Annotated in this window: 29 protein-coding genes; 12 read left to right on the forward strand and 17 right to left on the reverse strand. The window is 73.2% G+C overall.

Going from position 1 to position 21,804, the window contains the following annotated elements:
* Positions 1 to 196 precede the first annotated feature (196 nt).
* From V7S47_RS23390 to V7S47_RS23400, 3 genes are read right to left on the reverse strand one after another with little or no spacing between them, the layout of a single operon-like run.
* Entirely contained in the window at positions 197 to 970 is a 774-nt protein-coding gene (locus V7S47_RS23390) for an SDR family NAD(P)-dependent oxidoreductase (protein ID WP_336563828.1), read from the reverse strand.
* Complete coding sequence (locus V7S47_RS23395; RefSeq protein ID WP_336563829.1) at positions 967 to 1,434, reverse strand: nuclear transport factor 2 family protein; 468 nt, start codon at positions 1,432 to 1,434, stop codon at positions 967 to 969. The genes V7S47_RS23390 and V7S47_RS23395 overlap by 4 nt, the downstream gene beginning before the upstream one ends.
* A 3-nt stretch (positions 1,435 to 1,437) precedes the next feature.
* Positions 1,438 to 2,271, reverse strand: coding sequence for a TIGR03619 family F420-dependent LLM class oxidoreductase (locus V7S47_RS23400; protein WP_336563831.1), 834 nt, complete (start codon positions 2,269 to 2,271; stop codon positions 1,438 to 1,440).
* Positions 2,272 to 2,392: 121 nt separating this feature from the next.
* Here V7S47_RS23400 and V7S47_RS23405 point away from each other — a divergent pair, with 121 nt between their 5' ends.
* Positions 2,393 to 3,076, forward strand: a complete 684-nt coding sequence (locus V7S47_RS23405; RefSeq protein ID WP_090855792.1) for an IclR family transcriptional regulator — start codon at positions 2,393 to 2,395, stop codon at positions 3,074 to 3,076.
* 342 nt (positions 3,077 to 3,418) lie between these two features.
* Here the strand turns inward: V7S47_RS23405 and V7S47_RS23410 are convergent, their stop codons facing one another.
* Complete coding sequence (locus tag V7S47_RS23410) at positions 3,419 to 4,210, reverse strand: SDR family NAD(P)-dependent oxidoreductase (protein WP_336563832.1); 792 nt, start codon at positions 4,208 to 4,210, stop codon at positions 3,419 to 3,421.
* A gap of 100 nt (positions 4,211 to 4,310) precedes the next feature.
* Between V7S47_RS23410 and V7S47_RS23415 the strand changes: the two genes are divergently transcribed.
* The 8 genes from V7S47_RS23415 (at position 4,311) to V7S47_RS23450 (ending at position 10,943) form a co-directional block, all read left to right on the forward strand.
* Positions 4,311 to 4,904 (forward strand): TetR family transcriptional regulator, encoded by a 594-nt coding sequence (locus tag V7S47_RS23415; RefSeq protein WP_336563833.1) that lies wholly within the window; start codon positions 4,311 to 4,313, stop codon positions 4,902 to 4,904.
* A gap of 9 nt (positions 4,905 to 4,913) precedes the next feature.
* Complete coding sequence (locus V7S47_RS23420) at positions 4,914 to 5,486, forward strand: DinB family protein (protein WP_336563834.1); 573 nt, start codon at positions 4,914 to 4,916, stop codon at positions 5,484 to 5,486.
* A 52-nt stretch (positions 5,487 to 5,538) separates the two neighbouring features.
* Positions 5,539 to 6,705 (forward strand): 3-hydroxy-9,10-secoandrosta-1,3,5(10)-triene-9,17-dione monooxygenase oxygenase subunit, encoded by a 1,167-nt coding sequence (gene hsaA, locus V7S47_RS23425; protein WP_336563835.1) that lies wholly within the window; start codon positions 5,539 to 5,541, stop codon positions 6,703 to 6,705.
* The gene (gene hsaD / locus V7S47_RS23430) at positions 6,705 to 7,607 is read left to right on the forward strand and encodes a 4,5:9,10-diseco-3-hydroxy-5,9,17-trioxoandrosta-1(10),2-diene-4-oate hydrolase (protein ID WP_336563836.1); all 903 of its coding nucleotides are present in this window, start codon (positions 6,705 to 6,707) and stop codon (positions 7,605 to 7,607) included. The genes hsaA and hsaD overlap by 1 nt, the downstream gene beginning before the upstream one ends.
* On the forward strand, positions 7,604 to 8,503 hold the full coding sequence (hsaC, locus tag V7S47_RS23435; protein ID WP_336563837.1) for an iron-dependent extradiol dioxygenase HsaC: 900 nt from the start codon (positions 7,604 to 7,606) through the stop codon (positions 8,501 to 8,503). Before hsaD ends, hsaC begins: the two co-directional genes overlap by 4 nt.
* Positions 8,504 to 8,532: 29 nt before the next feature.
* The gene (locus V7S47_RS23440) at positions 8,533 to 9,177 is read left to right on the forward strand and encodes a flavin reductase family protein (RefSeq protein WP_336563839.1); all 645 of its coding nucleotides are present in this window, start codon (positions 8,533 to 8,535) and stop codon (positions 9,175 to 9,177) included.
* A gap of 118 nt (positions 9,178 to 9,295) precedes the next feature.
* A complete protein-coding gene (locus tag V7S47_RS23445; RefSeq protein WP_336563840.1) occupies positions 9,296 to 10,264 on the forward strand; it encodes a hypothetical protein in 969 nt (322 codons plus the stop codon).
* Between the two features lie 61 nt (positions 10,265 to 10,325).
* Positions 10,326 to 10,943 carry a GrpB family protein gene (locus tag V7S47_RS23450; RefSeq protein ID WP_336563841.1) on the forward strand — a complete coding sequence of 206 codons (618 nt, stop codon included), beginning with the start codon at positions 10,326 to 10,328 and terminating at the stop codon, positions 10,941 to 10,943.
* 240 nt (positions 10,944 to 11,183) lie between these two features.
* Here V7S47_RS23450 and V7S47_RS23455 read toward each other — a convergent pair whose 3' ends face one another.
* The 8 genes from V7S47_RS23455 to V7S47_RS23490 all read right to left on the reverse strand — a co-directional run bounded on the left by V7S47_RS23455 (position 11,184) and on the right by V7S47_RS23490 (position 15,258).
* Entirely contained in the window at positions 11,184 to 12,272 is a 1,089-nt protein-coding gene (locus V7S47_RS23455; RefSeq protein WP_336563842.1) for a YihY/virulence factor BrkB family protein, read from the reverse strand.
* Positions 12,269 to 12,442, reverse strand: a complete 174-nt coding sequence (locus tag V7S47_RS23460; protein ID WP_336563843.1) for a CsbD family protein — start codon at positions 12,440 to 12,442, stop codon at positions 12,269 to 12,271. The genes V7S47_RS23455 and V7S47_RS23460 overlap by 4 nt, the downstream gene beginning before the upstream one ends.
* Positions 12,443 to 12,513: 71 nt before the next feature.
* On the reverse strand, positions 12,514 to 13,095 hold the full coding sequence (locus V7S47_RS23465) for a hypothetical protein (protein ID WP_336563844.1): 582 nt from the start codon (positions 13,093 to 13,095) through the stop codon (positions 12,514 to 12,516).
* Positions 13,092 to 13,622 carry a hypothetical protein gene (locus tag V7S47_RS23470; RefSeq protein WP_336563845.1) on the reverse strand — a complete coding sequence of 177 codons (531 nt, stop codon included), beginning with the start codon at positions 13,620 to 13,622 and terminating at the stop codon, positions 13,092 to 13,094. The genes V7S47_RS23465 and V7S47_RS23470 overlap by 4 nt, the downstream gene beginning before the upstream one ends.
* Positions 13,619 to 14,020, reverse strand: coding sequence for a hypothetical protein (locus tag V7S47_RS23475; RefSeq protein ID WP_336563846.1), 402 nt, complete (start codon positions 14,018 to 14,020; stop codon positions 13,619 to 13,621). Before V7S47_RS23475 ends, V7S47_RS23470 begins: the two co-directional genes overlap by 4 nt.
* Positions 14,013 to 14,189 (reverse strand): DUF2273 domain-containing protein, encoded by a 177-nt coding sequence (locus tag V7S47_RS23480; RefSeq protein ID WP_090855837.1) that lies wholly within the window; start codon positions 14,187 to 14,189, stop codon positions 14,013 to 14,015. The genes V7S47_RS23475 and V7S47_RS23480 overlap by 8 nt, the downstream gene beginning before the upstream one ends.
* Before the next feature lie 282 nt (positions 14,190 to 14,471).
* Positions 14,472 to 14,768, reverse strand: coding sequence for a hypothetical protein (locus tag V7S47_RS23485; protein ID WP_336563847.1), 297 nt, complete (start codon positions 14,766 to 14,768; stop codon positions 14,472 to 14,474).
* A 7-nt stretch (positions 14,769 to 14,775) separates the two neighbouring features.
* Positions 14,776 to 15,258, reverse strand: a complete 483-nt coding sequence (locus V7S47_RS23490; RefSeq protein ID WP_336563848.1) for an Asp23/Gls24 family envelope stress response protein — start codon at positions 15,256 to 15,258, stop codon at positions 14,776 to 14,778.
* Between the two features lie 131 nt (positions 15,259 to 15,389).
* Here V7S47_RS23490 and V7S47_RS23495 point away from each other — a divergent pair, with 131 nt between their 5' ends.
* From V7S47_RS23495 to V7S47_RS23505, 3 genes are all read left to right on the forward strand, one after another.
* Positions 15,390 to 15,971, forward strand: coding sequence for an RNA polymerase sigma factor (locus tag V7S47_RS23495; protein ID WP_336563849.1), 582 nt, complete (start codon positions 15,390 to 15,392; stop codon positions 15,969 to 15,971).
* The gene (locus tag V7S47_RS23500; protein WP_336563850.1) at positions 15,962 to 16,435 is read left to right on the forward strand and encodes a hypothetical protein; all 474 of its coding nucleotides are present in this window, start codon (positions 15,962 to 15,964) and stop codon (positions 16,433 to 16,435) included. Before V7S47_RS23495 ends, V7S47_RS23500 begins: the two co-directional genes overlap by 10 nt.
* A gap of 72 nt (positions 16,436 to 16,507) precedes the next feature.
* Positions 16,508 to 17,398: a siderophore-interacting protein gene (locus V7S47_RS23505; RefSeq protein ID WP_336563851.1), complete on the forward strand. Its 891-nt coding sequence runs from the start codon at positions 16,508 to 16,510 to the stop codon at positions 17,396 to 17,398.
* Between the two features lie 3 nt (positions 17,399 to 17,401).
* On the opposite strand, the gene V7S47_RS23510 is transcribed toward V7S47_RS23505, so the two are convergent.
* The 5 genes from V7S47_RS23510 to V7S47_RS23530 all read right to left on the reverse strand — a co-directional run bounded on the left by V7S47_RS23510 (position 17,402) and on the right by V7S47_RS23530 (position 21,716).
* Positions 17,402 to 18,091, reverse strand: coding sequence for a VOC family protein (locus V7S47_RS23510; RefSeq protein ID WP_336563852.1), 690 nt, complete (start codon positions 18,089 to 18,091; stop codon positions 17,402 to 17,404).
* Positions 18,092 to 18,116: 25 nt separating this feature from the next.
* Positions 18,117 to 18,506 (reverse strand): cupin domain-containing protein, encoded by a 390-nt coding sequence (locus V7S47_RS23515; RefSeq protein WP_336563853.1) that lies wholly within the window; start codon positions 18,504 to 18,506, stop codon positions 18,117 to 18,119.
* 224 nt (positions 18,507 to 18,730) lie between these two features.
* The gene (locus tag V7S47_RS23520) at positions 18,731 to 19,702 is read right to left on the reverse strand and encodes an acyl-CoA dehydrogenase family protein (protein ID WP_336563854.1); all 972 of its coding nucleotides are present in this window, start codon (positions 19,700 to 19,702) and stop codon (positions 18,731 to 18,733) included.
* Positions 19,702 to 20,571, reverse strand: a complete 870-nt coding sequence (locus V7S47_RS23525) for an acyl-CoA dehydrogenase family protein (protein ID WP_336563855.1) — start codon at positions 20,569 to 20,571, stop codon at positions 19,702 to 19,704. Before V7S47_RS23525 ends, V7S47_RS23520 begins: the two co-directional genes overlap by 1 nt.
* Positions 20,568 to 21,716: an acyl-CoA dehydrogenase family protein gene (locus V7S47_RS23530; RefSeq protein WP_336563856.1), complete on the reverse strand. Its 1,149-nt coding sequence runs from the start codon at positions 21,714 to 21,716 to the stop codon at positions 20,568 to 20,570. The genes V7S47_RS23525 and V7S47_RS23530 overlap by 4 nt, the downstream gene beginning before the upstream one ends.
* Positions 21,717 to 21,804: the final 88 nt, after the last annotated feature.

Genomic DNA, 21,804 nt, shown 5'->3' on the forward strand with positions numbered 1-21,804 from the left:
TGGCCCGCTCGGTCCAGGTCTCGATACGCCGTCCGCGACTTCGTTCCTCAGTCGCGCCCCGCTACTCGACCACCGATCACCGGGACTGAGCTCGTGGCCCGCTCGGTCCAGGTCTCGATACGCCGTCCGCGACTTCGTTCCTCAGTCGCGCCCCGCTACTCGACCACCGATGACCTCGACTGAGCTCGCGCCTCGCTCAGTCCAGGTCGGGCGCCCAGGCGGCGCCGTTGATGTGGCTGCCCCCGTCGACGAAGAGGGTGTTGCCGGTCAGGTAGCGGCTGCCCTCGCTGGCCAGGAAGACCGCGACGGGGGCGATGTCGTCGTACGCGTCGCCCATCCGGCCCATCGGGTTGGCCGCGTCGGCGAGCGCCTCGAGGTCGGGGTACTCGCTGATCGCCCGGAAGAAGGCCTGGCTCTTCGCGGCCGGGCAGATGGCGTTGACCGTGATGCCGGTGGCCGCCCACTCCCGGGCGGCCGTCCGGGTCAGGGTGCGCAGCGCCTCCTTGGCGGCGTTGTACTCGAGCGAGCCCATGTGGGCGTTGACCCCGTTGAGGCTGCACAGGTTGACCACGCGGCCCCAGCCGCGCTCCTTCATGTGCGGCAGAGCGGCGGTCATCGCCCAGAACGGGCCGTAGTAGCCGACCGCCATCCCGTGCCGCAGCTGCTCGTCGGTCTTCTTCTCGAGTCGGCCGATCGCGCCCCCGCCCCAGGCGTTGTTGACCACCACGTCGATCGCGCCGTACGACGCCACCGCCGCTGCGACGGCCGCCTCGACCTGGACGCGCTCTGAAACGTCACAACGGACGAACAGGCCGTCGACCGACTCGGCCGCCGCGCGACCCGCCTCCTCGTCGTACTCCGCCACGACGACGCGGGCTCCCTCCGCAGCGAAGCGGCGCACGATGCCCTCGCCGATCCCGGCGCCGCCGCCGGTCACCAGGGCGACCCGGCCCTCGAGCTGGCCGCTCATCGGGCACCGGCCAGGAGCTCGCGGGCCTCGGCGGAGCCGTCCAGGGCCCGGGTGGTGCGGTGCACCACCCGCCAGCCCTCGGCGAGTCGTCGGAGCCGGAAGTGGTTGGCGCCGGCCCGGCGGACGCTGAACGCGCCCTCGCGGTGCCGGACCAGCAGCGACTCGCAGACGGCGACCGCGTCGTCGCCGTCCAGGGTCACGTGGGCGGGGCCGAGGAAGTGTGCGCAGCCGGCGGTGATCAGGTGCTGGTGGCCATCGGAGAGGACCATCGCGTGCACGTCGGCGCGGCTGCGCATGTGCCAGCCCTCGACGTCGTACTCCCCGTCCTCGGCCCAGATCGCGGCGACGTGGTCGGCCGCGCCGGCGTCGACCAGCGGGCCGTACGACGCCACCAGCCGGGTGATCGCCAGCTCGTCCTCGACCCGCTGGAGGCGTGCCTCGAGGGCCGCCAGTCGTTCTTCCATGCCTCAGTCTCCGATCTCGTCGGCCAGGTCGCGGAGCGCGCCCAGCTGGTCGCAGCAGTGGTCGACCGAGTCGGCGCGGACCGCGCAGGACGCGACCGTCGCGCCGACGTCGCGCAGCGCGATGAGCCGACGCCGGGCGCGGTCGGGGTTGCCGAGCGGGTCGAGCGGGCGTCCGGGCCCGAGCACGACCTCGAAGCCCGGGGGCAGCTCCACGCGAGCCAGCAGCGCGCCGAGCTCGTCGGGGGAGAGGCCGAAGGGCATCCATCCGTCACCCAGCTCGACGGCCCGGCGCAGCGAGCGCGCCGTACGGCCCCCGACCCAGACGGGGACGTGCGTGGACGTCGCGTGCGGCTCGATCACCAGGCCGTCGACCTCGGGTCGGCCCCACGCCGCACGCAGGGAGCGGAGGGTGTCGTCGGCGCGCCGGCCGCGGTCGTCCCAGACCGCGTCGAGCAGCGCGAACTCCTGCTCCAGGGACCCGACCCCGACGCCGAGGACGACCCGGCCACCGCTGAGCCGGTCGAGGGTGCCGTAGCGCTTCGCGAGCGCGAGCGGGTGGTGGTAGCCGAGCACCAGGACCGACGTGGCCAGCCGGATCCGGGTGGTGCGGGCGGCGAGGAAGGACAGCGTCGCGAGCGGGTCCCAGTACGTCGCGCCGCGGGTCGCCGCCGTCTCGACGGGCACGGCGACGTGCTCGGAGCAGGTGAGGTGGTCGAGGCCGAGCGCGTCGGCGGCCGCGGCGACGCGCGCGAGGTCCTCGACCGTCGCCCGCTCCTCCCAGTCCGAGCGGTGCCCGGGGAGCTGGACCACCACGGGGGTGGACAGGCCGATGCGCACCTGTTCCTTCTATGCCCCGCGTGTCTGGCGATTTCCTGGCGTCCCGGTCATCGGGAGCGCTACTGTGCGGCAAAACTAGAATTCGTTCCAGTTTTGGGACGGACGGGTGAGGGAGGGTCGGATGACTGCGACTGCGGTACCGGACGAAATGCTGCCGACGATGCTGGGGCGCGCGACGCTGATCCTCGACGCGTTCGAGGAGCCGGAGCGCCGGCTCACCCTGGGGCAGGTCGCGGTGCACACCGGACTGCCGCGCTCGACCGCGCACCGGATCCTCGACCAGCTGGTCGGTCTCGACTGGCTCGCCCACACCGACCGCGGCTACGTCCTCGGCCGGCGGGGCCGGACCTGGGGCCGCCCCGGCCAGACCCGCGTCGACCTGCAGGAGGTGGCCGCCCCCGAGCTCGCCCGCCTCGCGACCTGCGGGGGAGTCGTGCACCTCGGCCTCCTCGACGGCGCCGACGTGGTGCTGCTCGACGGCCGTGGCGACGGCGCCGGGCGGGTCGGCAGCCGCCGGCGCGCCGAGCGCTCGGCGCTGGGCCGGGCCGCGCTCGCGACCCTCACGCCCGAGGAGGTCGACGACCGCGTCGGCGGCGTCGACCTCGCGCGCCTGTACGCCGACCTGCACCGCGCCCGTCGTACCCAGCTGGTCCGCGGGGAGCTCGGCGGCGGCCTGGTCGCCATCGCCTCGCCCGTCGCCTCGGGTGCGGCCCTGGAGCTCGTCGTCCCCGCCGGCCGCGCCGACCGGCTCGGCCCGCTCGCCCGGGCCGCGGCCTGCCGGGTGCGCGAGGCGCTCGGCGCCTAGCTGCTGCCCACGTACGACGCGTCGCGGCGCAGCCCGACGCTCCCGGCGACCGTGAGGACGACGAGCGCGGCGACGGTGACGAAGAAGCCGGCGGAGAGCCGGGTGCCGGCGTCCTCGGCGAACGTCTCCCGTCCGACCGCGAGGGTCCACGACGTCCAGACGACGATGCCGACGACGAGGGCCGATCCGCTGAACGCGTCGGTGATCCGGGCCGCGAGCGACGGACGTGCGCTGGGTCGCCGTCCCGAGGCCGGCGGCGACGCAGATCGCGAGCAGCAGCCAGAGGAGCGGGGCGCGCGGGGTCCGGTCGCCGATCAGGGTCGTGGTTCCGTCGCCGTGGTCTCAGTGGTCGAGGTTCATCAGCTTCCGCATCATCCGGTGGGCGCCGAGGACGACCTTGGCGCGGTCGGGGTCGTTGCGGTGGGCCACGCCCGTGTCGTTGCCGCCGGCGACGTGGACCGGGCCGTGGGGGAGACGCTCGAGTCCCTCCCGGGCCACGTCGTCGGGCTCGGCGACGAGCATGCCGGGGACGTCGAAGTTGAGACCCACCCGCTCCATCGCGGGCGTGCGGGTGACGCCGAGGACCAGCTCGAGCACGTCCACGCCGTGCTCGCGCAGCTCCAGCCACAGGCTCTCGGCGAAGATCCGGCTGAACGCCTTCACCCCGCCGTAGACGGTGTGCCGCGTCGACCCGAGGTAGCCGGCCATCGACCCGACCAGCAGGATCCCGCCCCGCCCGCGCGTCCGCATGGGCTCGGCGTAGTGGTGGATCAGGCCGAGCGGCGTGGTGACATTGAGGTCGATCACCTGCTGGAACGCGGCGAGGTCGCCGTCGACGAACTCCTCGCTGTGCGTGTTGGCGCCCGCGTTGAGGACCAGCAGGCCGACCTCCAGGTCGGCGGTCGCCTCCGCGACCCGTCGTACGGCGTCGGTCGCGCTGAGGTCGAGCGCCAGCGTGCGGACCTCCACCCCGAGCGAGCGGCACTCGGCCGCGGTCAGCTCGAGCGGCTCCGGCCGTCGGGCCAGCAGGACCAGGTGGATCCCGGCCTCGGCCAGCTGCCGGGCGAACGACGCCCCGACGCCCTCCGACCCGCCCGCCACCACTGCCCACGGGCCGTATCGCGTGAGGTCCATGGGGCGCAGCCAACACCGGCCCCGGAGCCGCTTCGGGCGCCGGTCCCGGTGACCGGTACGACGCGGCGGCGACCCGGACGACCCGCGGTGACGATGAGCCATGGCCCGCCTCGGAGAGACCCGCGCACCGGCCCAGCCGGCGACCGGGGACCAGGTGGAGCGGCGTGAGCGGATCCGCCGTGCAGCCTCGCGACTGGTCGCCGAGCGGGGTCTCGAGCAGGTCCAGATGCAGGAGATCGCCCAGGAGTCGGGGGTCGCCCTCGGCACCCTCTACCGCTACTACCCGTCCAAGCACCTGCTGCTCGCCGGCGTGATGGAGGGCCAGATCGCCGCGATCGGCCGGGTGATCCCCGACGGGCCGACGCTGGACCCGGTCGCCGAGGTCTCGGAGCTGCTGGTGCGGGCAGCGCGGGGGCTGATGGCCCGCCCGCTGCTGGCCCGCGCCATGGTCACCTCGATCAACATCGTCCGCTCGGCGTCGGGGCCCCAGAACGACACGTCCTTCCGTGACCTGGTGTTGCGCAGTGCGGGGATCGTCGAGCCCACCGACGACGACCAGGACCTCGCACGGCTCGTCGAGCAGTGCGCGTACGGCGTCCTGACCTGGGCGGTCGCCGGCGAGATCACCCTCGAGGAGGCGGAGGCCAGCCTGCGCCGGGCCTGCCGGCTGCTCCTCACGGCCGATTGGGGGTAGGAGGGCCGCATGAGCGATCCGAAGGCCACCCTGGTCGAGTACCTCCAGTCCGCGCGCGACGCGATCGTCTGGAAGGTCGAGGGCCTCTCCGAGTACGACGCCCGCCGCCCCCTGACGCCGACCGGCACCAACCTGCTCGGCCTGGTCAAGCACCTGGCCAGCGTCGAGCTGGGCTACTTCGGCGACACCTTCGGCCGGCCCAGCGGCATCGCGCTGCCGTGGCACGACGACGCCGCGGACCCCCACGACGACCTGGTCCTGACGGTCGACGAGACCCGGGAGTGGGTCCTGGGCCTCTACCGGACCTCCTGGGAGCACGCGGCGCGGACCTTCGCCGAGCTCGACCTGGACGCCGAGGGCCGGGTGCCGTGGTGGCCGGGTGACCGGGGCCGGGTCACCCTCCACCAGGTCCTGGTGCACATGCTCGCGGAGACCAGTCGGCATGCGGGCCACGCCGACATCCTGCGCGAGTCGGTCGACGGCGCCGTCGGCCGGCGGCCGCAGGACGCCAACATCGCGGACGGGTACGACTGGGCCGCGCACCACGCCCGGGTCGACGCCTCCGCACGGCACTTCTCTTAAAACAAGAACGTGTTCTAGTATTGCTCCTGTCCGACCACGACAGGAGAAGTCCATGTCCCAGGCTGTTCTCGACGGCGTCCGCGACCTGCTGCCCACCTTCCGGGAGCGCGCTGACGAGGCCGAGCGTCTTCGGGTGGTGCCCGAGGCGTCGATCAAGGAGCTCGACGAGACCGGCTTCTTCCGGCTGCTGCAGCCGAAGCGGTTCGACGGCTTCGAGGCGGACCCGGTCACCTTCTACACCGCGGTGCGCGACATCGCCTCGGCGTGCGGCTCCACCGGCTGGGTCTCCAGCGTGGTGGGCGTGCACCCGTGGCAGGTCGCGCTCTTCGCCGACGAGGCCCAGCAGGCGGTGTGGGGCGAGGACACCACGACCCGGCTGAGCTCGTCGTACGCCCCGACGGGCAAGGCGACCGTCACCGACGGCGGCTACACCCTGAGTGGCAAGTGGAGCTTCTCATCGGGCTGCGACCACTGCCAGTGGGTGCTGCTCGGTGGGCTGGTGTTCAACGCCGACGGCCAGGTCGTCGACTTCAAGACCTTCATGGTCCCGCGCGAGAAGTACACGATCGTCGACGTCTGGCACATGGTCGGGCTGGCCGGCACCGGCTCCAACGACATCGTCGTCGACGAGGTGTTCATCCCCGAGGCCTTCACCCTGTCGATGGGCGAGACCGGCCAGTGCCGCGGCCCGGGCCAGGCGCAGAACACCTCCGACCTCTACAAGCTGCCGTTCCACTCGATCTTCACCGGCACGATCACCACGCCGATCATCGGGATGGCGCGGGGCGCCTACGCCGAGCACGTCGAGATGCAGCAGAAGCGCACCCGCGCGGCGTACCTCGGCGAGAAGGCGTCGCTCGACCCGTTCTCGGCCGTCCGGATCGCCAAGGCCTCCTCGGAGATCGACGCGGCCTGGGCGCTGCTGACCAACAACATCCGCGAGGAGATGGCCCACGTCGAGAAGGGCGAGAAGATCCCGCTGGAGCTGCGCCTGCGGGTCCGCCGCGACCAGGTGCTGGGCTCCCAGCGGGCCATCGACGCGATCGACGCGCTGTTCGAGGCCTCGGGCGGGCGGGCGCTGGCCAACGGCACCTACCTCCAGCGGGCCTGGCGCGACGCCCACGCGGGTCGGGTGCACGCGGCCAACGACCCCGAGCGGGCACTGCAGGTCTACGGCGCCCACGAGTTCGGCCACAAGGTCGACCCGGGGATGTACTGATGGCCGACCTCTCCCAGGAGGCGACGCGGCGGTCCGCCAAGGCCCGCGACATCACGCTCAACTACTACGAGGCTGGCGAGTCCGCCGAGGGCGCGCTGCCGCTGCTGATGCTGCACGGCGGCGGCCCGGGCGCCTCGGCGTGGTCCAACTTCGGCCGCGCGCTGCCGCACTTCGCCTCCCGCTTCCGGACCCTGCTGGTCGACCAGCCGGGCTTCGGCGGCTCCGACAAGCCGCCGGTGGTCGGCAACTTCTACCGGCACGCCGCCGACCACGTCGTCGCCCTGATGGACGAGCTCGGGATCGAGCGGGTGCACCTGCTCGGCAACAGCCTCGGCGGCGGTACGGCGATGCGCCTCGCGCTCACCTACCCCGACCGGGTCGGCCGGCTGATCCTGATGGGTCCGGGCGGGCTCTCGCTCAACCTGTTCCACGCCGACCCGACCGAGGGTGTCCAACGGCTGATGGACTTCGGCGCGAACCCCTCGCGGGAGGCGCTGCGGGCCTTCATCTCCACGATGGTCGTCAACCAGGAGCTGGTGACCGATGAGCTGGTCGAGGAGCGGTTCGCTGACGCGACGGCGCCCGGTGCGCAGGAGGCGATGCGCTCGATGGGCCTGTCGTTCTGGAACCCCGAGACGGCCGAGGACGGCATGCTCTGGCGCGAGGCCCACCGGCTGCGCAAGCACACCCTGCTCACCTGGGGCCGCGAGGACCGGGTCAACCCCCTGGACGGCGCCTTCGCCGCCCTCAAGCTGATCCCGAAGGCCCAGCTGCACGTGTTCCCCAACTGCGGCCACTGGGCGCAGATCGAGGCGGCGGAGGAGTTCGCCGAGATCTCGACCGCGTTCCTGGCCCGCCACGTCGAATCTCGACAGGCTCGATCACCGGAGGAGTCGCCATGACGATCGACATCAAGTCGATGGGCTACGTCCGCGTCGACTCCACCGACCTGGCCCAGTGGGAGACGTTCGCCGGCAAGGTGCTCGGGCTCGCCAGGGGCCGGGGCCCGCACCCCGAGCACCAGTACTGGCGCATCGACGAGGTCTCGGCGCGGCTGGTCGTCGTACCCGCTGACGTCGACCAGCTGTCCTGCGTGGGCTGGGAGGTCGCCGACCACCGGGCGCTGCAGGAGGCCCGCGAGCACCTGCAGAAGGCGGGCGTCGACTTCGAGGAGGGCACCCGCGAGGAGCTCGACGAGCGCCGCGTGCAGGAGCTGGTCCGCTTCTCCGATCCCTTCGACAACGTCTTCGAGCTGTTCCACGGCATCACCTACGAGTCGCGGCCGATCGTCACGCCGTACGCCGCCACCTTCGTGACGGGTGACCAGGGCATGGGGCACATCGTGCTGCCGGTGCTCGACGACGTGGAGGCGCTGCGCTTCTACACCGACGTGCTGGGCTTCCGGCTGCGCGACTCGATGAGCATGCCCGGCGAGTTCGTCGGCAAGGAGCCCGGCTCGAAGGTCTGGCTGCGCTTCCTGGGCGTCAACCCCCGCCACCACTCGCTGGCCTTCCTGCCGATGCCGAACCCGTCCAAGTGCGTCCACGTGATGCTCGAGGTGGACCAGCTCGACCACGTCGGCCGCGCGCTGGAGCGGGTCCGCAAGCACGGCGCGCCGCTCTCGGCGACGCTCGGGCGGCACATGAACGACGAGATGGTCTCCTTCTACGTGAAGTCGCCCGGTGGGTTCGACGTCGAGTTCGGCACCGAGGGCCTCACGGTCGACGACGCCCGCTGGGTGGCCCGCGAGTCGACGGCCGTCTCTTACTGGGGCCACGACTTCGGGGGCGGCCAGTAGTGCCCGACGGGGTACAGACGGCCATGGCCATGAGCTCGGGAGCACACCGCGGGACCCCCGACATCCCCGACGGGATGTCCTCGGACGCGCGTGAGACCTGGCCCAGCCCGGAGCTGATCAGCTCCTGGCTCGGCGACGCCGGCTACGAGTTCGAGCTGCGCCCCGGCGAGGACGTCGAGATCCCGGAGGACCCCGAGGCGCAGGCCGCCGCCCGGCAGTTCCGCGACGTGCTCGGCCGGTTCGCGTCCGGGGTCACGGTCGTGACCTCGACCAGCGGCGGGGAGCCGGTGGGGATGACCTGCCAGTCGTTCTCCAGCGTCTCGCTGGAGCCGCCGCTGGTGCTCTTCATCCCCGCCAAGACCTCGCGCGCCTGGCCGCTGATCCAGCGCTCCGGCCGCTTCTGCGTGAACTTCCTGGGCGCCGAGCAGGCCGAGCTCTCCAACCAGATGGCCAGCCGCGGCGTCGACAAGTTCGCCGGCGTGGACTGGACGCCGTCGGCGGCGACCGGCTCGCCGGTCCTGCCCGGCACCCTCGGCCACGTCGACTGCACGATCCACGCCGTCCACGAGGCCGGCGACCACTACGTCGTCCTCGGCCGCGTCCTCGAGCTGGCCAGCTCCGACGTCGCCGACCCGCTCCTGTTCTTCCAGGGCAAGTACCGCACCACCGACTGACGCTGACCCGTCACTGGATGACCGGTTCTCGCGGTGTGTCGGTCGCGAGTTGACGGGTCGATGTCGGGCCTGTGGATGAGCAGTACGACGACCCGCGCGGCTGCGCAAGCGTGTCCGCATGGATCTGCTCCCCGACCTCCCGGACCTGCCCGATCGGCGTGCCGAGCTGCCGCTGGACGTGCCGTTCACGACCGCGCGCGCCGCGGAGCTCGGCGTACGACCGCGGGTGCTGGGGCAGCTGGTGCGGGCCGGGCTCGTCCGCCGCGTGGTCGAGGGGGTGTACGTCGATGCCGTCGTCCCCGACACCACCGAGATCCGCGCGCGGGCCGTGGGACTGGTGATCCCGCGCACGGCTGTCGTCTGCGACGAGTCGGCGGCCTGGCTGCACGGTGTCGATGTCGAGCCGCCCCAGAGCCACGTCGTCGCGCCGCCCGTGAGCGTCTTCCAGGAACCGGGCCGCACCCGTGTCCGCAAGACGGGCTGCGTCGGCGGCGAGCGGACGTTGTTGCCGAGCGACGTGACGGAGATCGACGGGGTGCGCGTGCTGACACCGTTGCGACTCGCCTGCGACCTGGGTCGGCTGCGGCCCCGCGACCAGGCGCTCGGTGCGATGGACGCGCTCGCCCGAGCGGGCGGCCTCGACGCGGCCGACGTCGTACGGGAGACGGAGCGGTTCTCGGGCATGCGCGGGGTGGTCCAGCTCCGAGACCTCGGACCGCGGGTGGACGCCCGGGCCGAGTCACTGCCCGAGTCCTGGACGCGTCTGCGCTGCCAGGACGGGGAGCTGCCCGAGCTGACGCCGCAGCTCGAGGTACGCCGCGGAGGCACCTGGGGTGAGTCGGCCTTCCTCGACCTCGGCAACGGGGAGCTGCGCTTCGCCGTCGAGTACGACGGCGCCGACTGGCACACCACCGACGAGCAGCGAGCGCGGGACGGGCGCCGCCGGGGCTGGCTGACGAGGGAAGGTGGTTGGGGCATCGTCGTCCTGACGCGGACGCACGTCCCGACCCTGGACCGACAGCTGACCATCGACGTCGTACGACGGGGACTGGATCGCCACCTGGCCGGTCGACCCGTCGATCCGTGACCGACACACCGCCGGAACAGGGCACTGAGTGACGGGTCGGCGGTGACCTAGGGTCGGCAGCATGGAGACCCACCCGCTCTGGCGGCCGTACGACGTCCCGACCGACGAGCAGATCGCGGCGGCGCGGGTGCAGGCGCACGTCCCGGAGCCCGTCGTGGTGGTGCCGCCCGACCCGGCGTGGCCGGCCGCGTACGACGCGGTCCGGGCCCGGGTGGTCGACGCGCTGGGGGAGCGGGTGCTGGCGATCGAGCACGTCGGGTCGACGTCGGTGCCGGGGCTGCACGCCAAGCCGGTGATCGACGTGGACCTGACGGTGGCCGACTCCGCACGCGAGGAGGACTGGCTGCCGGACCTGGAGGCGGCCGGGTTCGAGCTGCGGGTACGCGAGCCCGAGTGGGAGCAGCACCGGCTGGTGCGACTGGCCGCGCCGTACGCGAACGTGCACGTGTGGGGCGTCGGCGCCCAGGAGCCGCAGCGGCACGCCGCGTTCCGCGATTGGCTGACCGTTCACGCCGACGACCTCGCGGCGTACGCGGACCTGAAGTGCGCGCTGGGCGAGCGCGGCTTCACCGACGCGATGGACTACAACAACGCGAAGGCGGCCCTGATCTACGACATCTACGAGCGGATCTTCGCGGCCGACCCGGCGCACCCGCACACCCCGCGGCCGCGGGAGTGATCGTCGAGAGACGTCAGATGGCTGGCTGAGAGCCGGCGGGACGACCATCTGGCGTCACTCGAACGGTCCCCGGCCGGAGGCCGGGCGTGGGTCAGAGGCGGGTACGGCGCGGGTTGGCGACCATGCCGACGTTGAGGTCGTTGGTGGTGGGCTTGGAGGTCTTCGTCGTCATGTCCTGAAGCCTGGCAGCGGAACCTCAGCGGATCCTCAACGTGTCCGCAAGGCTGCCGCGAGGTTGGCTCAGTCCTGGGTCCGGTCCTCGAAGGTGACGTCGACCTTCTCGAAGCCCTTGTGCCGCTGGGCTCGGGCGTAGCCGGTGTAGGCGCGGCGGTCGGCCTCGGTCAGATCTACCGCGTCGGTGAACGGCGTGAGCAGGGCCCGCGGCCACAGCCTCCGGCGTACGACGACGTTGACCTCCATGCCGATCACCCCGACGAGCGCCGCGGCGTACGTGACGGCCAGCAGCCCGAGGACGAGGCCGAAGGTCTGGTTCATCGACGACGCCTGATCGGCCGCCTGCCGGGCGACGGCCGCGCTGCCCAGCTGCAGCAGGTGCCAGAGCAGGGCGATCACCACGGCCCCCGGTACGACGGCGCGCCACGGCTCCCGCCGCGCGTTGCCCATCCAGAGCAACGCGCTCAGGATGCCGGCGACCAGGGCCAGGCTGGCGAGCAACAGCAGCCATCGCGAGACGGCGCCGCTGCCGAGGAAGCCGGTGACGAACTGGGTCAGGGTCGACAGCACCGACACAGCGACGAGAGCGAGGCCGCCGGTCGCGAGCAGGACCAGGCTCCGGAGGCGGACCAGGAACGGGTTCGGGCGGCTGTTGCGCGGCACGGCCCAGGTGGTGTTGATGGCGTTCTGCAGGGCGGTCCCGAGACCCAGCGAGCCATAGAGCGCGGTGAGACCGCCGATGACGATCGCGGTGGTCGACCCCTGGAGTCCCTCGGGCCGGCCCAGCTGATCGCCCACCACGGGGAACCCGGCGATGGCGGAGTCGAGGACCCGCGCCCGCAGCTCGGGGTCGTCCTGGAGCAGGAAGCCGAGGACCGAGGTCGCGAGCAGCAGCAGTGGCACGACCGACACGAACGCGTAGTAGGTGATGACGACGGCCAGGTAGACGCCCTGGTCGTCGAAGAACTTGTAGATGATCGCCAGGGGGAGGGCGACGACGGGATGCCGCCGCTGCCAGGCGTCCCACCGGCTCAGGGGCAGCTCGCTGTCGACCTGCGGTCCGACGTCCGGGACGGCGGGATCGGCGGGATCGGCGGGCGCCGCAGCGGGGCGCGGAACGGGTCCGTCGGACCCCCGCCACGGCGTCGTGCTCACTTCTTGAACGCGTCCTTCACGTCCTCGCCGGCCGACTTCAGGTTGGCCTTGGCCTGGTCCTTCTGGCCCTCCGCCTTGAGGTCGTCCTTGCCGGTGACGTCGCCAGCGGCCTCCTTGGCCTTGCCGAGCGCGTCCTCGGCGGCGTTCTTGGCCTTCTCGGTGAATCCCATGGTGGTTCCTCCTGCGGTGGTGGTTGTTGCCGTACCCGGCCGGTGGGCCGGGCAGTCTCGGGGTGGGTGGATCACTGCACGCGCACGGAGGCGCGGGCCGAGCGGACCGTGCGGCGCGGGCGCGGGGCGCGCCAGCGGGTCTGGAGCACGACCTCGTCGTCGGGAAGGACCTGTCGCAGCTCCCTCGCGAGGTCCTCGGCGACGCCCACCAGGCCGTCCAGGTCGGTGTCGTCGTCCGCGCGAGCGTCGAGCGTGGCCACCAGTCGGCCGCGCTCGTGGCGGAGGTCGACGCGAGCATCGGTCGTCGTCCCGCTCGCGTCCAGGCGATCGGCGAGGGCCGCGCGCAGCGAGTCGAGGTCGACGGTGACCGTGCCCGTCGGCCCGCTGGCCCGCGTGCCCGTCGTACGAGGGCCACGGTGCGGGCGGTGCGAGAGCAGCCACATGAGACCGACGAGGGCGATCAGGACGCCCCCGGCGCCCTGGGCCCACGGCCACCAGCCCTCGGCCATCAGGTCGGTGACGGTCGTCGTCGAGAGTCGCCGACCAGACGGGACCACCAACCCCAGCCGCCAGTCGAGGAGCAGGAGGCCGAGGCCGCTCACGACCAATCCGCTGAGCAGCACCGACGCCCGGTCGCGCCCGTAGTGCCTCATGTCGACTTCCTCCGTCGTACCTCGACCGTCGGACCGTCCAGGCGATCCAGCTCCTCGACGGCGGCCTCGCGCGCTCCCTGCAGGGCCGCGGAGTCGTCGAGCGTCCGCGGGACCGCCCCGATCACGAGGCGGCGCCGTCCACTCCGCTCGACCCGGGCCTGCAGCACGCCCGGCTGCCGCTCGGCGGTTCGCGCGGCCAGGGCCGCCGCGGCGCGCGGAGTGATCCACACGTCCGCCTCTGACTCGACGCGCAGGTGGGTACGACGGCGCGGGGCCAGCCCGATCGCGAGAAGCAGGAGGCCGACGGCCGCGAGGGCCACTCCGACGGCGGTGCTCGCCGTGGACGCGGTGGCGCCGTCGAGATCGGTCATCGCACGGTGCAGGATCGAGTCCTGCGTCGTGGTCGCCGCCCGCACCGCATCGGTCACGAGGAGGACGCCGAGCGTCGTCACGACGAGGGCGAGGCCCACCGCCGTCCCGGTGGCGGCCGGCCGCCGACGTGGCTCGGGCGATCGTAGGGTGCTCATGCCACCCTCCGGGACCGGGCCCCTGCGCCGTCCTCCGCCGCGAGGAGGACGTGCACGACGATGTCGGCCGCGCGGACCCGGAGACCGGTGAGCCGCTCGGTCTCGGCGACGACGGCGTCCCGGACCCGCTCGCCGAGCGGTCCGGCGGGCTCGGGCCAGGGACACCCGATCTCCGCCCGGATCCGGACGGTCCGACCGGAGACCCGCACGTCGACGCGGGGCAGGGTGCGTCCGGCGACCCGGCCCAGGGTGGATCCCAGGGCCGACGTCCGTGCCTGGGTGCCGTCCGCGGAGGTCACGACGTGCTCGACGATCCGCGTGATGGCCGACAGGCGCAGGTCCAGGTGGCCGCGGAGCCCGGCCTCCGTGAGCTCGTCGGCGGTCTCCGGCTCAGCCACGACGGCTCCTGAGGAGCTCGCGCAGGTCCAGCTGGCCGTCGAGGTGGGCGCCGACGAGGTAGCCCGCGCCGCCCAGCACGACAGCCAGCAGCAGGCCCACGAGACCGCCGGCGACGATGGCGATGGTGAGCAGCAGCCCGGCCAGCAGGCCGAGGGTGGAGGTGGTCATGGTGTTCCTCTCAGATCTGTGCGTAGCGACGCGAGCCCGGCAGCCGCCGGGGGAGCGTCACGCGCACACGGGTGACGGCGCGGCGCCCGAGTCGCCTCCACCGGCCGCCCCCCAGACGGCCGGTGAAGACGGTCGGGGCGCCGGACCGCGGGTGGTGTTCGGAACTGACCGGCGCATCGACGGCTGCGAGGAGCCGGGCGAAGGCCTCGGGGTCTCCTCCGGCGTCGGGATGGTGGAGGCGGATGAGGGCCCGACGCTCGGTCCGGGGGTCGCGCTGGCCCGTCACGGGTGCTGCCCCTCGCTCACGGCGACGTCCTCCACGAACACGTGGACGGGCGCGTCGACGATCGGCCGCAGGGCCGCGCGGATCCGGTCGGTGGTGTCACCGAGCGGTGCGGTCCAGTCGAGGACGACGTGGACCTCGCACCCCGGCTCCAGGAGTCGGACCCCCCGGACCCGACGCCCGGGCAGGTACGTCGCCACCTCTCCCGGCGCCCCGCCGTGGAGGTCGAGGACCCCGGGCACGGCCAGGACCGCGTGCGCGACCAGGTCGGCCGGGTGGTCGTCGGACGCGCTCACCGTCGCCTCACTCCACGCGGGAGGACGACGCCTCCGGGTCGGCCTCCGACCCGTCGTCGACGAACACGTCGTGGACGGTGATGTTGACCTCGGTGACCTCCAGGCCGGTCATCCGCTCGACCGAGCTGATGACGTTGCGACGGATGGCCGCCGCGAGGTCGGCGATCGCCACGCCGTACTCGGCGACGACGTCGAGGTCGACGGCGGTCTGACGCTCGCCCACCTCGACCGCGACCCCCTGGCTGTGGTTGGTCCGGGAACCCGGGATCCGCTCCCGGATCGCGCCGACCGCCCGGGCCGTCCCGCCGCCGAGGGCGTGGACGCCGGAGATCTCGCGGGCGGCGAGCCCGGCGATCTTGGACACCACGGTGTCGGCGATCGCGGTCCGGCCCTGCTCCGAGACCAGGGCGCTGGACGCCCGGCGCTCCAGGTCGGTCGTGGTGGCCGTCGCCGGTGCGGACGTCGTGACCGTGCTCTGCTTCTCGCTCATGGTGCGTGTTCCTCTCGGTCGTGGATGTCCGTTGGTCGTTTCGGCGCCGACGGATGTCACGCTCGCCCGGTGTGATGAATGTCACGACAGGTGGGAGCGTGCCGGTCGGGGGGTTCGGCAACGTGGGAGTCGTGTCGACCACCCGCGACGCGGGTCGAGACCCCGAGGAGACCCCGAGCGACGAGGCCCTCGTGCGTGCCGCCCGTCTCGGCGACGAGGTCGCCTTCGCGACGATCGTGGACCGGCACGGTCCGGGGATGCACCGCTACGCACTCCGACTGGTCGGGGGTCGCGACGCCGACGCCGCCGAGGTCGCCCAGGACGCGCTGGTCTCGGCGTGGCGCAGTCTCCCGTCGTTCGGCGGGGACTCCGCGCTGCGCACCTGGCTCTTCCGGATCGTGCACCGCCGGGCGGCGGACCTGACCCGGCGCCGGCGTCCGGTGCCGATCGACGACCAGCTCCTGTCGCACCTCGTCCCCGAGGCGTCGGAGAACGCGCTGCGCTCGATCCTCGACGAGGAGCTCCTCGAGGCGCTGCAGCGGTGCCTCGACGAGCTGCCCTGGCATCAGCGGGCGGTGTGGCTGCTGCGCGAGGTCGAGGGGATGTCGTACGACGAGATCGCATCGACGTTGTCGCTGAGCGTCGGTAGCGTGCGGGGACACCTGCACCGCGGCCGCCGCACGATCTCGGAGAGGATGGCGAGATGGCGCTAGAGCCCGAGAGCGAACCACTGGCGCGCGCGCTCGAGATCGCGCGCCGTCCGGACCCGGCCTGGCCGGAGATCCGCGAGACCGCGCTCCGACGCATCCGCTCGCTGGTCCCGCCCGGGGAGCCGGTGACGGTGGTGACCTCCGCTGGATCGCCCGACCGGGACGCGGCCGGGTCGCGGACCTCGGTCTCGACCCGGGTCCTCGCGGCGGCGCTGCGCCGCGTGCTCACGGTCTCGCCCACCCACGCGCCCCGCGCGGTCGACCTCGTCGTGGAGGCCGGACGGCTGGACCGCGTCGACCTCGAGCTGGTCGTCGCCTACGGCGTCGCGGTGGAGGAGCTCGCGCCCCGCGTGCACGTCGACGTGCGCGCCGAGCTCGCCCGGCTCCTCGGAGCAGGGGCCGTCGCGCCCGACGCGGTGACGCTCACCGTCGTCGACGTCGTGTCCGGCGACCCGACGGTGACCTGACGCTGCCCGACACCGCCCCGGTCAGGCAGTGAAGTAAGGTCATCCTAACTTCCGTCGAGCCGAGGAGAGCCCGTGTCTGACGTCCCCCACCGGATCCACCGCGCCGAGGTGCTGTCGGTGACCGACCTGGTGCCGGGGCTGCGCCGTTTCGTCTTCGGCGGTGAGGGCCTCGCGGACTTCGAGACCACCGGGGTCGGGGACGAGTACCTCCGGATCTTCCTGCCCGACGAGCCCACCGGCGAGCCGCGGATGCCGTTCGCCGTCGGTCGCGGCTGGGACTGGCCCGAGGGTGTCGAGCCGTCGCCGCTGCGCACCTACACGGTCCGGGCCTGGGATGCCGAGCGGCACGAGCTGACGGTCGACGTAGTGCTCCACGACGGCGGCCTGGCCGCCGAGTGGGCTCGCACCGCGGCCGTCGGCGCGGTCGTCGCGGTCAACTCCCCGAACGGCATGTACGACGCCCCCGCCGACCTGGAGTGGCAGGTGCTGGTCACCGACCTGACCGGGCTGCCCGCGGCGACCCGGATCCTCCAGCAGACCGACCCGCGGGTGCGCTCAAGGCTGATCGTCGAGGCGCCCAGTGCCGCCCAGCGCTTCGGCGACGAGATCCCGTCCGCGGTCGACGTGCAGTGGGTGACCGGCGGCAACGGCGTGGCGCCGAGCCGCATCGAGCAGCTGGTCCGCGGCCTGGAGCAGCCCGAGGGGGTCGGCTACCTGTGGGTCGTGGGCGAGTCGCGGGTGCTGCGCAACGTGCGCAAGCACGTCCGGCACGAGCTCGGGCGACCGGCGTCGTCGTACAAGATCGTCGCCTACTGGACCGAGAACGCCGAGGAGTGGAACGCGCGCTGGGCCGCGCTCGACCCCACCGTCCGCAAGGAGCTCGAGGACATGTGGGACACCGAGCGCGACGAGGAGGAGATCGAGGACGAGTACTTCGCCCGGCTCACGGAGCTCGGTCTGTAGCAGTCAGGACCGGGCGGGCAGCAGGCAGAGCTCGTTGCCGGACGGGTCCGTGTAGGACCGCCAGGGCAGGTCGCCCCACTCCACGACCAGCTCGTGGCCGCCACGCGCGATCAGCTCGGCCGCCACGGTGTCGTCGCCCTGCTCGAGCCGGAGGTCGAGGTGTCGCCGATTCTTGGCCGCGCCCTTGGGCGCGGCTTCGACGACGAGCGCGAGGAGCGGGCCGCGTCCCGAGGGGTGCCGCAGTGCGTGCGGTGCGCCCGGGCCGGGCGTCCAGCCCGTCAGCCAGGACCAGAACGCGGTGTCCCGGTCGGGGTCGGCGGACTCGAGCCGGATCGCCGCGAGCGGGCTCGCCCGGTCGTACGACGGCCCGGCCGCCACGACCCGGAGCGGGCTCCCCTCGGGGTCGGCGAGCGTCGTGTCGTCGAGGCGGTGGGCACCCAGGGCGAGCAGCCGCTCGACCTCGGCCGTCGGGTCCGGGCCACCCGCGACGTCGAGGTGCACGCGCGGCGACGCGGTGGCCGGCTCGGGCACCCGCTGGAAGCACAGGTCGAGCTCGGGCCCGTCCGGTACGGCGAGCGTCGTCTCGATCCCCTCGGGCGCGTCGGTGATCCGCACGCCGCCGACGACCGCCTCCCAGAACCCACCCAGCCGGTGCGGGTCGAGGGCGTCGAAGACGATGTTCTCGAAGTACATGCGCCCCACCGTAGGGCGCGTCGGGCTACCGGTCCCAGCGTCCCGGCGGCGGGTCGACGTTGACCGTGGGGATCCCGCCGCCGGCGCGCACGATGACGGCCAGCGAGGGGGCGTCGGTCGGATTGCTCTCGCGGTGCACGGTGTGGGCCGGCACGTGGATGAAGTCGCCGGGGCGGGCGTCCAGCCAGCCCTCGTGCCCCTCGAACTCCAGGCGCAGGATGCCGGAGACGACGTACAGGCTGGACTCGTTGACGTCGTGGTGGTGCCAGCCGGAGACCGCGCCCGGGGCGGTCGTGACCTGCCCTGTCCACACCTTCGCCAGCTCGAACGCCCGTCGGCGCTGCATGCCGGAGGTGGGGTCGGCGTCGAGGAGGTCCTCCGCGCGGTAGACGCGGACGGGGGTGGGCTCGCTCATGCGGCCCATGATGCCGTCGCCGAGGACGGCCACCCGGCCGGTCTCAGATGCGGACGCGGGTCGGGTTGGCGAGCATGCCCTCCGGGAACGCGGCGGACGCGTTCTCGGTCTGCTCGGTCTCGGTCACCTCGGTGTTCCTCATGCCGTGAACCTATCGATGCTCGAGTTACCTCACGGTCACGGGTCTCCCACGGCTGGTGAACACCGGGCAACGAATCCTCGGCTCAGAGCGCGACCTGCCACCGGTGCTCGTGGCTGGCGCCGAAGAGGGTGCCGAGGCTGTGGGCGCGCTTGAGCACCAGCTGGGCGTCGTGCTCCCAGGTGATGGCGATGCCGCCGTGCAGCTGGACGGTCTCGCCGGCCACGTGGGTCAGGGCGTCGCCACAGTAGGCCTTGGCGACGTGGGCGAGCTGCTCGGCGTTCGGCGCGCCGGCGGCGACGGCGTACGACGCCGCCCACGCGGCCGAGCGGGCCATCTCGACCAGCACCAGCTCGTCGGCCATCCGGTGCTTGAGGGCCTGGAACGACCCGATCGGCCGGCCGAACTGCACCCGCTCCAGGCTGTAGGCCACGGTCATCTCGAGTCCCCGGGCGGCGGTGCCGACCTGCAGCGCGGCGACCGCGACCGCGCCGACGAGGGCGGCCCGCTCGCGGGCCGGCCCGGCGTCGCCGATCCGGGTCGCGGCGGCCGGGTCGGTGACCACCCGGGCCAGCCGGAGGGTCTGGTCCATGGTGGGCGTCCAGGTCCGCTCGGCGGCCGCCGGGTCGACCTCGAAGAGTCCGTCGTCGGCGGCGACGACCAGCACCGTCGCCAGGTCGCCGTCGAGGACCCGCTCGGCCTCGGCGCCGTCGGCGAACGCGGCGACCTCGCCCGCCGCGATCCGGGGCAGCAACCGGGCCCGCGCGTCGTGGTCGGCGCCGGCGAGCAGGGCCTCGGCGGTCACCACCGAGGAGAGCAGGGGCGTGGGCGCGAGGGTCCGACCCAGCTCCTCCAGCACAACGCAGGACTCGACCAGGGTCGCGCCGAACCCGTCGTACTCCTCGGGAACGGCGAGGGCCGCGACGCCGATCTGCTCGCACAGGGTGCGCCACAGCTCCTCGTCGTACCGCTCGACGCGGGGGTCGGCGCGCTTGGTCAGCAGCGACCGGACGGTCGCGGCCAGCTCCTGCTGCTCCTCGGAGAGCGCGAACTCCATCAGCCGACCAGCCCGTCGAGCAGCCGGGCGCGGTGGAAGGCGGGCGTGCCCCAGGCGGTCATCAGCGCCCGGATCTTCGTCAGCGACAGGCTGAGGTCGAACTCCTGGGTGTAGCCGATCGCGCCGTGGACCTGCAGGCCCGTGCGCGAGGCGAGGTACGCCGCGTCGCCGGCGGCCACCTTCGCCGCGGCAGCCGGGACCTCGCCGAGCGCGGCGCCGAGCACCAGCGGGCGGGCGAAGTCGAGGGCGATCCGGACGTCGGCCAGCGCGTGCTTGATGGCCTGGTAGGAGCCGATCTCGCGGCCGAACTGCTTGCGCTGCTTCACGTAGGTGACCGCGTCGGCCAGCACCCGCTCGCCGGCGCCCAGCAGCTGCGCGGACGTCGCGAGCACCGCGAGGTCGAAGGCGTCGTCGTCGGTCTCGCCGTCGCCGGTCACCCGGAACAGGCGCCGGGTGCGGTCGACCGAGGTGACCTGGTCGCCGACCTCGGCGCCGGGGGAGCTGCCGACGTACACCTCGTCGGCGACGTCGGCGTCGAGGGCGTAGGGCACGTGCGGCGGCAGGGCGAGCGTGGCGATCCCGTCGACCTCGCGGCGGAGCGCGGTCGGGAGGTACGCCGCGGACTCCACCCAGGGCCCCGGGACGGCGTACCGTCCGAGCGCCTCGAAGGCGAGCGCGACCTCGACCGGAGTGGCCTCGGTCGCCAGCGAGGTGACGCCGAGCTCGGCGAGCCGGCTCCACAGCCTGCGGCCGGGCTCGTGGTCGCCGTCGGCCCAGGCGCGGGCGACGGCGACGGTGTCGGACGCGGACAGCAGGGACTCCAGCGCGGCCGCGAAGTCGCGCTGGTCCTCGTCGAGGACGAATCTCACCTCTGGGCCCCCTTGGGCTCGCGGGGCAGGCCGAGGATCCGCTCGGCCACGATGTTGCGCTGGATCTCGTTGGTGCCCGCGTAGATCGGACCGGAGAGCGAGAAGGTGTAGCCGTCGAGCCAGCGGGACCCGACCTCGGCCTCGGGACCGAGCAGGTCGAGCGCCGTCTCGTGCAGCGCGATGTCGAGCTCGGACCAGAAGACCTTGTTGACCGAGCCGGCCGCCCCCATGTCGCCGCCGGCGGCGAGCCGGGTGACGGTGCCCCAGGTGTAGAGCCGGTAGGCCTGCGCCTTGATCCAGGCGTCGACGACGCCGTGCGCGAAGGCCGGGTCGGGGCGCTCGCCGTACAGCTCGACGAGGCGGTCGGCCGCGGCGCAGAACCGGCCGGGGGAGCGCAGCGAGAGGCCGCGCTCGTTGCCGGCCGTGCTCATCGCGACCCGCCAGCCGTCGCCGGGGGCGCCGAGGACGTCGGCGTCGGGCACGAACACGTCCTCGAAGAAGACCTCGGCGAAGCCGGCCTCGCCGTCCAGCTGGGCGATCGGGCGCACGGTGATCCCGTCGGCGTCGAGCGGGAACAGGAAGTAGGTCAGCCCGGCGTGCCGCTGGGCCTCGGGGTCCGAGCGGAAGAGCCCGAACCCCCAGTGGGCGAACGACGCCCGCGAGGACCAGGTCTTCTGACCGTTCAGCACCCAGCCGCCCCGCCCGTCGTCGCGCCGGGCCGTCGAGCGAAGCGAGGCCAGGTCGGAGCCGGCCTCGGGCTCCGACCAGCACTGCGCCCAGACCTGCTCGCCGGTGGCCATCGTCGGCAGGAAGCGGTCCTGTTGCTCGGGCGTCCCGTGGTCGAAGATGATCGGCGCCAGCAGGAAGATGCCGTTCTGGGAGACCCGCCCCGGGGCACCGGCGCGGTAGTACTCCTCCTCGAAGACCACCCACTCGACGAGCGAGGCCTCCCGCCCGGAGTACGACGTCGGCCACGACACGACCGACCAGCGGTCGTCGGCGAGCTGCCGCTCCCACTCCTGGTGGGCGACGAAGCCCTCCGCCGTGTCCAGGGACGGCAGCGGCTCGGCCGGCACGTGCGCGGCCAGCCACGCCCGGGCCTCGGCCTGGAAGGCGAGCTCGTCCTCTGAGAGCTGCAGGTCCATCAGGTCCCCTCTCGACCGGTGGAAGTGGAGGTCGTGTTCCGGCTGACCGGGTGTCGACAGGGTCGCTGCGCGACCTGCTCAACCACCG

The organism is Nocardioides sp. CCNWLW216, assembly GCF_037120545.1.
GTDB lineage: Bacteria > Actinomycetota > Actinomycetes > Propionibacteriales > Nocardioidaceae > Nocardioides > Nocardioides lianchengensis.

Bases quoted from the DNA above. Each gene is read 5' to 3' on its own strand.
- V7S47_RS23390 (WP_336563828.1), bottom strand. From the start codon at position 970: ATGAGCGGCCAGCTCGAGGGCCGGGTCGCCCTGGTGACCGGCGGCGGC.
- V7S47_RS23395 (WP_336563829.1), bottom strand. From the start codon at position 1,434: ATGGAAGAACGACTGGCGGCCCTCGAGGCACGCCTCCAGCGGGTCGAG.
- V7S47_RS23405 (WP_090855792.1), top strand. From the start codon at position 2,393: ATGACTGCGACTGCGGTACCGGACGAAATGCTGCCGACGATGCTGGGG.
- V7S47_RS23410 (WP_336563832.1), bottom strand. From the start codon at position 4,210: ATGGACCTCACGCGATACGGCCCGTGGGCAGTGGTGGCGGGCGGGTCG.
- V7S47_RS23415 (WP_336563833.1), top strand. From the start codon at position 4,311: ATGGCCCGCCTCGGAGAGACCCGCGCACCGGCCCAGCCGGCGACCGGG.
- V7S47_RS23420 (WP_336563834.1), top strand. From the start codon at position 4,914: ATGAGCGATCCGAAGGCCACCCTGGTCGAGTACCTCCAGTCCGCGCGC.
- hsaA (WP_336563835.1), top strand. From the start codon at position 5,539: ATGTCCCAGGCTGTTCTCGACGGCGTCCGCGACCTGCTGCCCACCTTC.
- hsaD (WP_336563836.1), top strand. From the start codon at position 6,705: ATGGCCGACCTCTCCCAGGAGGCGACGCGGCGGTCCGCCAAGGCCCGC.
- hsaC (WP_336563837.1), top strand. From the start codon at position 7,604: ATGACGATCGACATCAAGTCGATGGGCTACGTCCGCGTCGACTCCACC.
- V7S47_RS23440 (WP_336563839.1), top strand. From the start codon at position 8,533: ATGAGCTCGGGAGCACACCGCGGGACCCCCGACATCCCCGACGGGATG.
- V7S47_RS23445 (WP_336563840.1), top strand. From the start codon at position 9,296: ATGGATCTGCTCCCCGACCTCCCGGACCTGCCCGATCGGCGTGCCGAG.
- V7S47_RS23450 (WP_336563841.1), top strand. From the start codon at position 10,326: ATGGAGACCCACCCGCTCTGGCGGCCGTACGACGTCCCGACCGACGAG.
- V7S47_RS23460 (WP_336563843.1), bottom strand. From the start codon at position 12,442: ATGGGATTCACCGAGAAGGCCAAGAACGCCGCCGAGGACGCGCTCGGC.
- V7S47_RS23465 (WP_336563844.1), bottom strand. From the start codon at position 13,095: ATGAGGCACTACGGGCGCGACCGGGCGTCGGTGCTGCTCAGCGGATTG.
- V7S47_RS23470 (WP_336563845.1), bottom strand. From the start codon at position 13,622: ATGAGCACCCTACGATCGCCCGAGCCACGTCGGCGGCCGGCCGCCACC.
- V7S47_RS23480 (WP_090855837.1), bottom strand. From the start codon at position 14,189: ATGACCACCTCCACCCTCGGCCTGCTGGCCGGGCTGCTGCTCACCATC.
- V7S47_RS23490 (WP_336563848.1), bottom strand. From the start codon at position 15,258: ATGAGCGAGAAGCAGAGCACGGTCACGACGTCCGCACCGGCGACGGCC.
- V7S47_RS23500 (WP_336563850.1), top strand. From the start codon at position 15,962: ATGGCGCTAGAGCCCGAGAGCGAACCACTGGCGCGCGCGCTCGAGATC.
- V7S47_RS23510 (WP_336563852.1), bottom strand. From the start codon at position 18,091: ATGTACTTCGAGAACATCGTCTTCGACGCCCTCGACCCGCACCGGCTG.
- V7S47_RS23515 (WP_336563853.1), bottom strand. From the start codon at position 18,506: ATGAGCGAGCCCACCCCCGTCCGCGTCTACCGCGCGGAGGACCTCCTC.
- V7S47_RS23520 (WP_336563854.1), bottom strand. From the start codon at position 19,702: ATGGAGTTCGCGCTCTCCGAGGAGCAGCAGGAGCTGGCCGCGACCGTC.
- V7S47_RS23530 (WP_336563856.1), bottom strand. From the start codon at position 21,716: ATGGACCTGCAGCTCTCAGAGGACGAGCTCGCCTTCCAGGCCGAGGCC.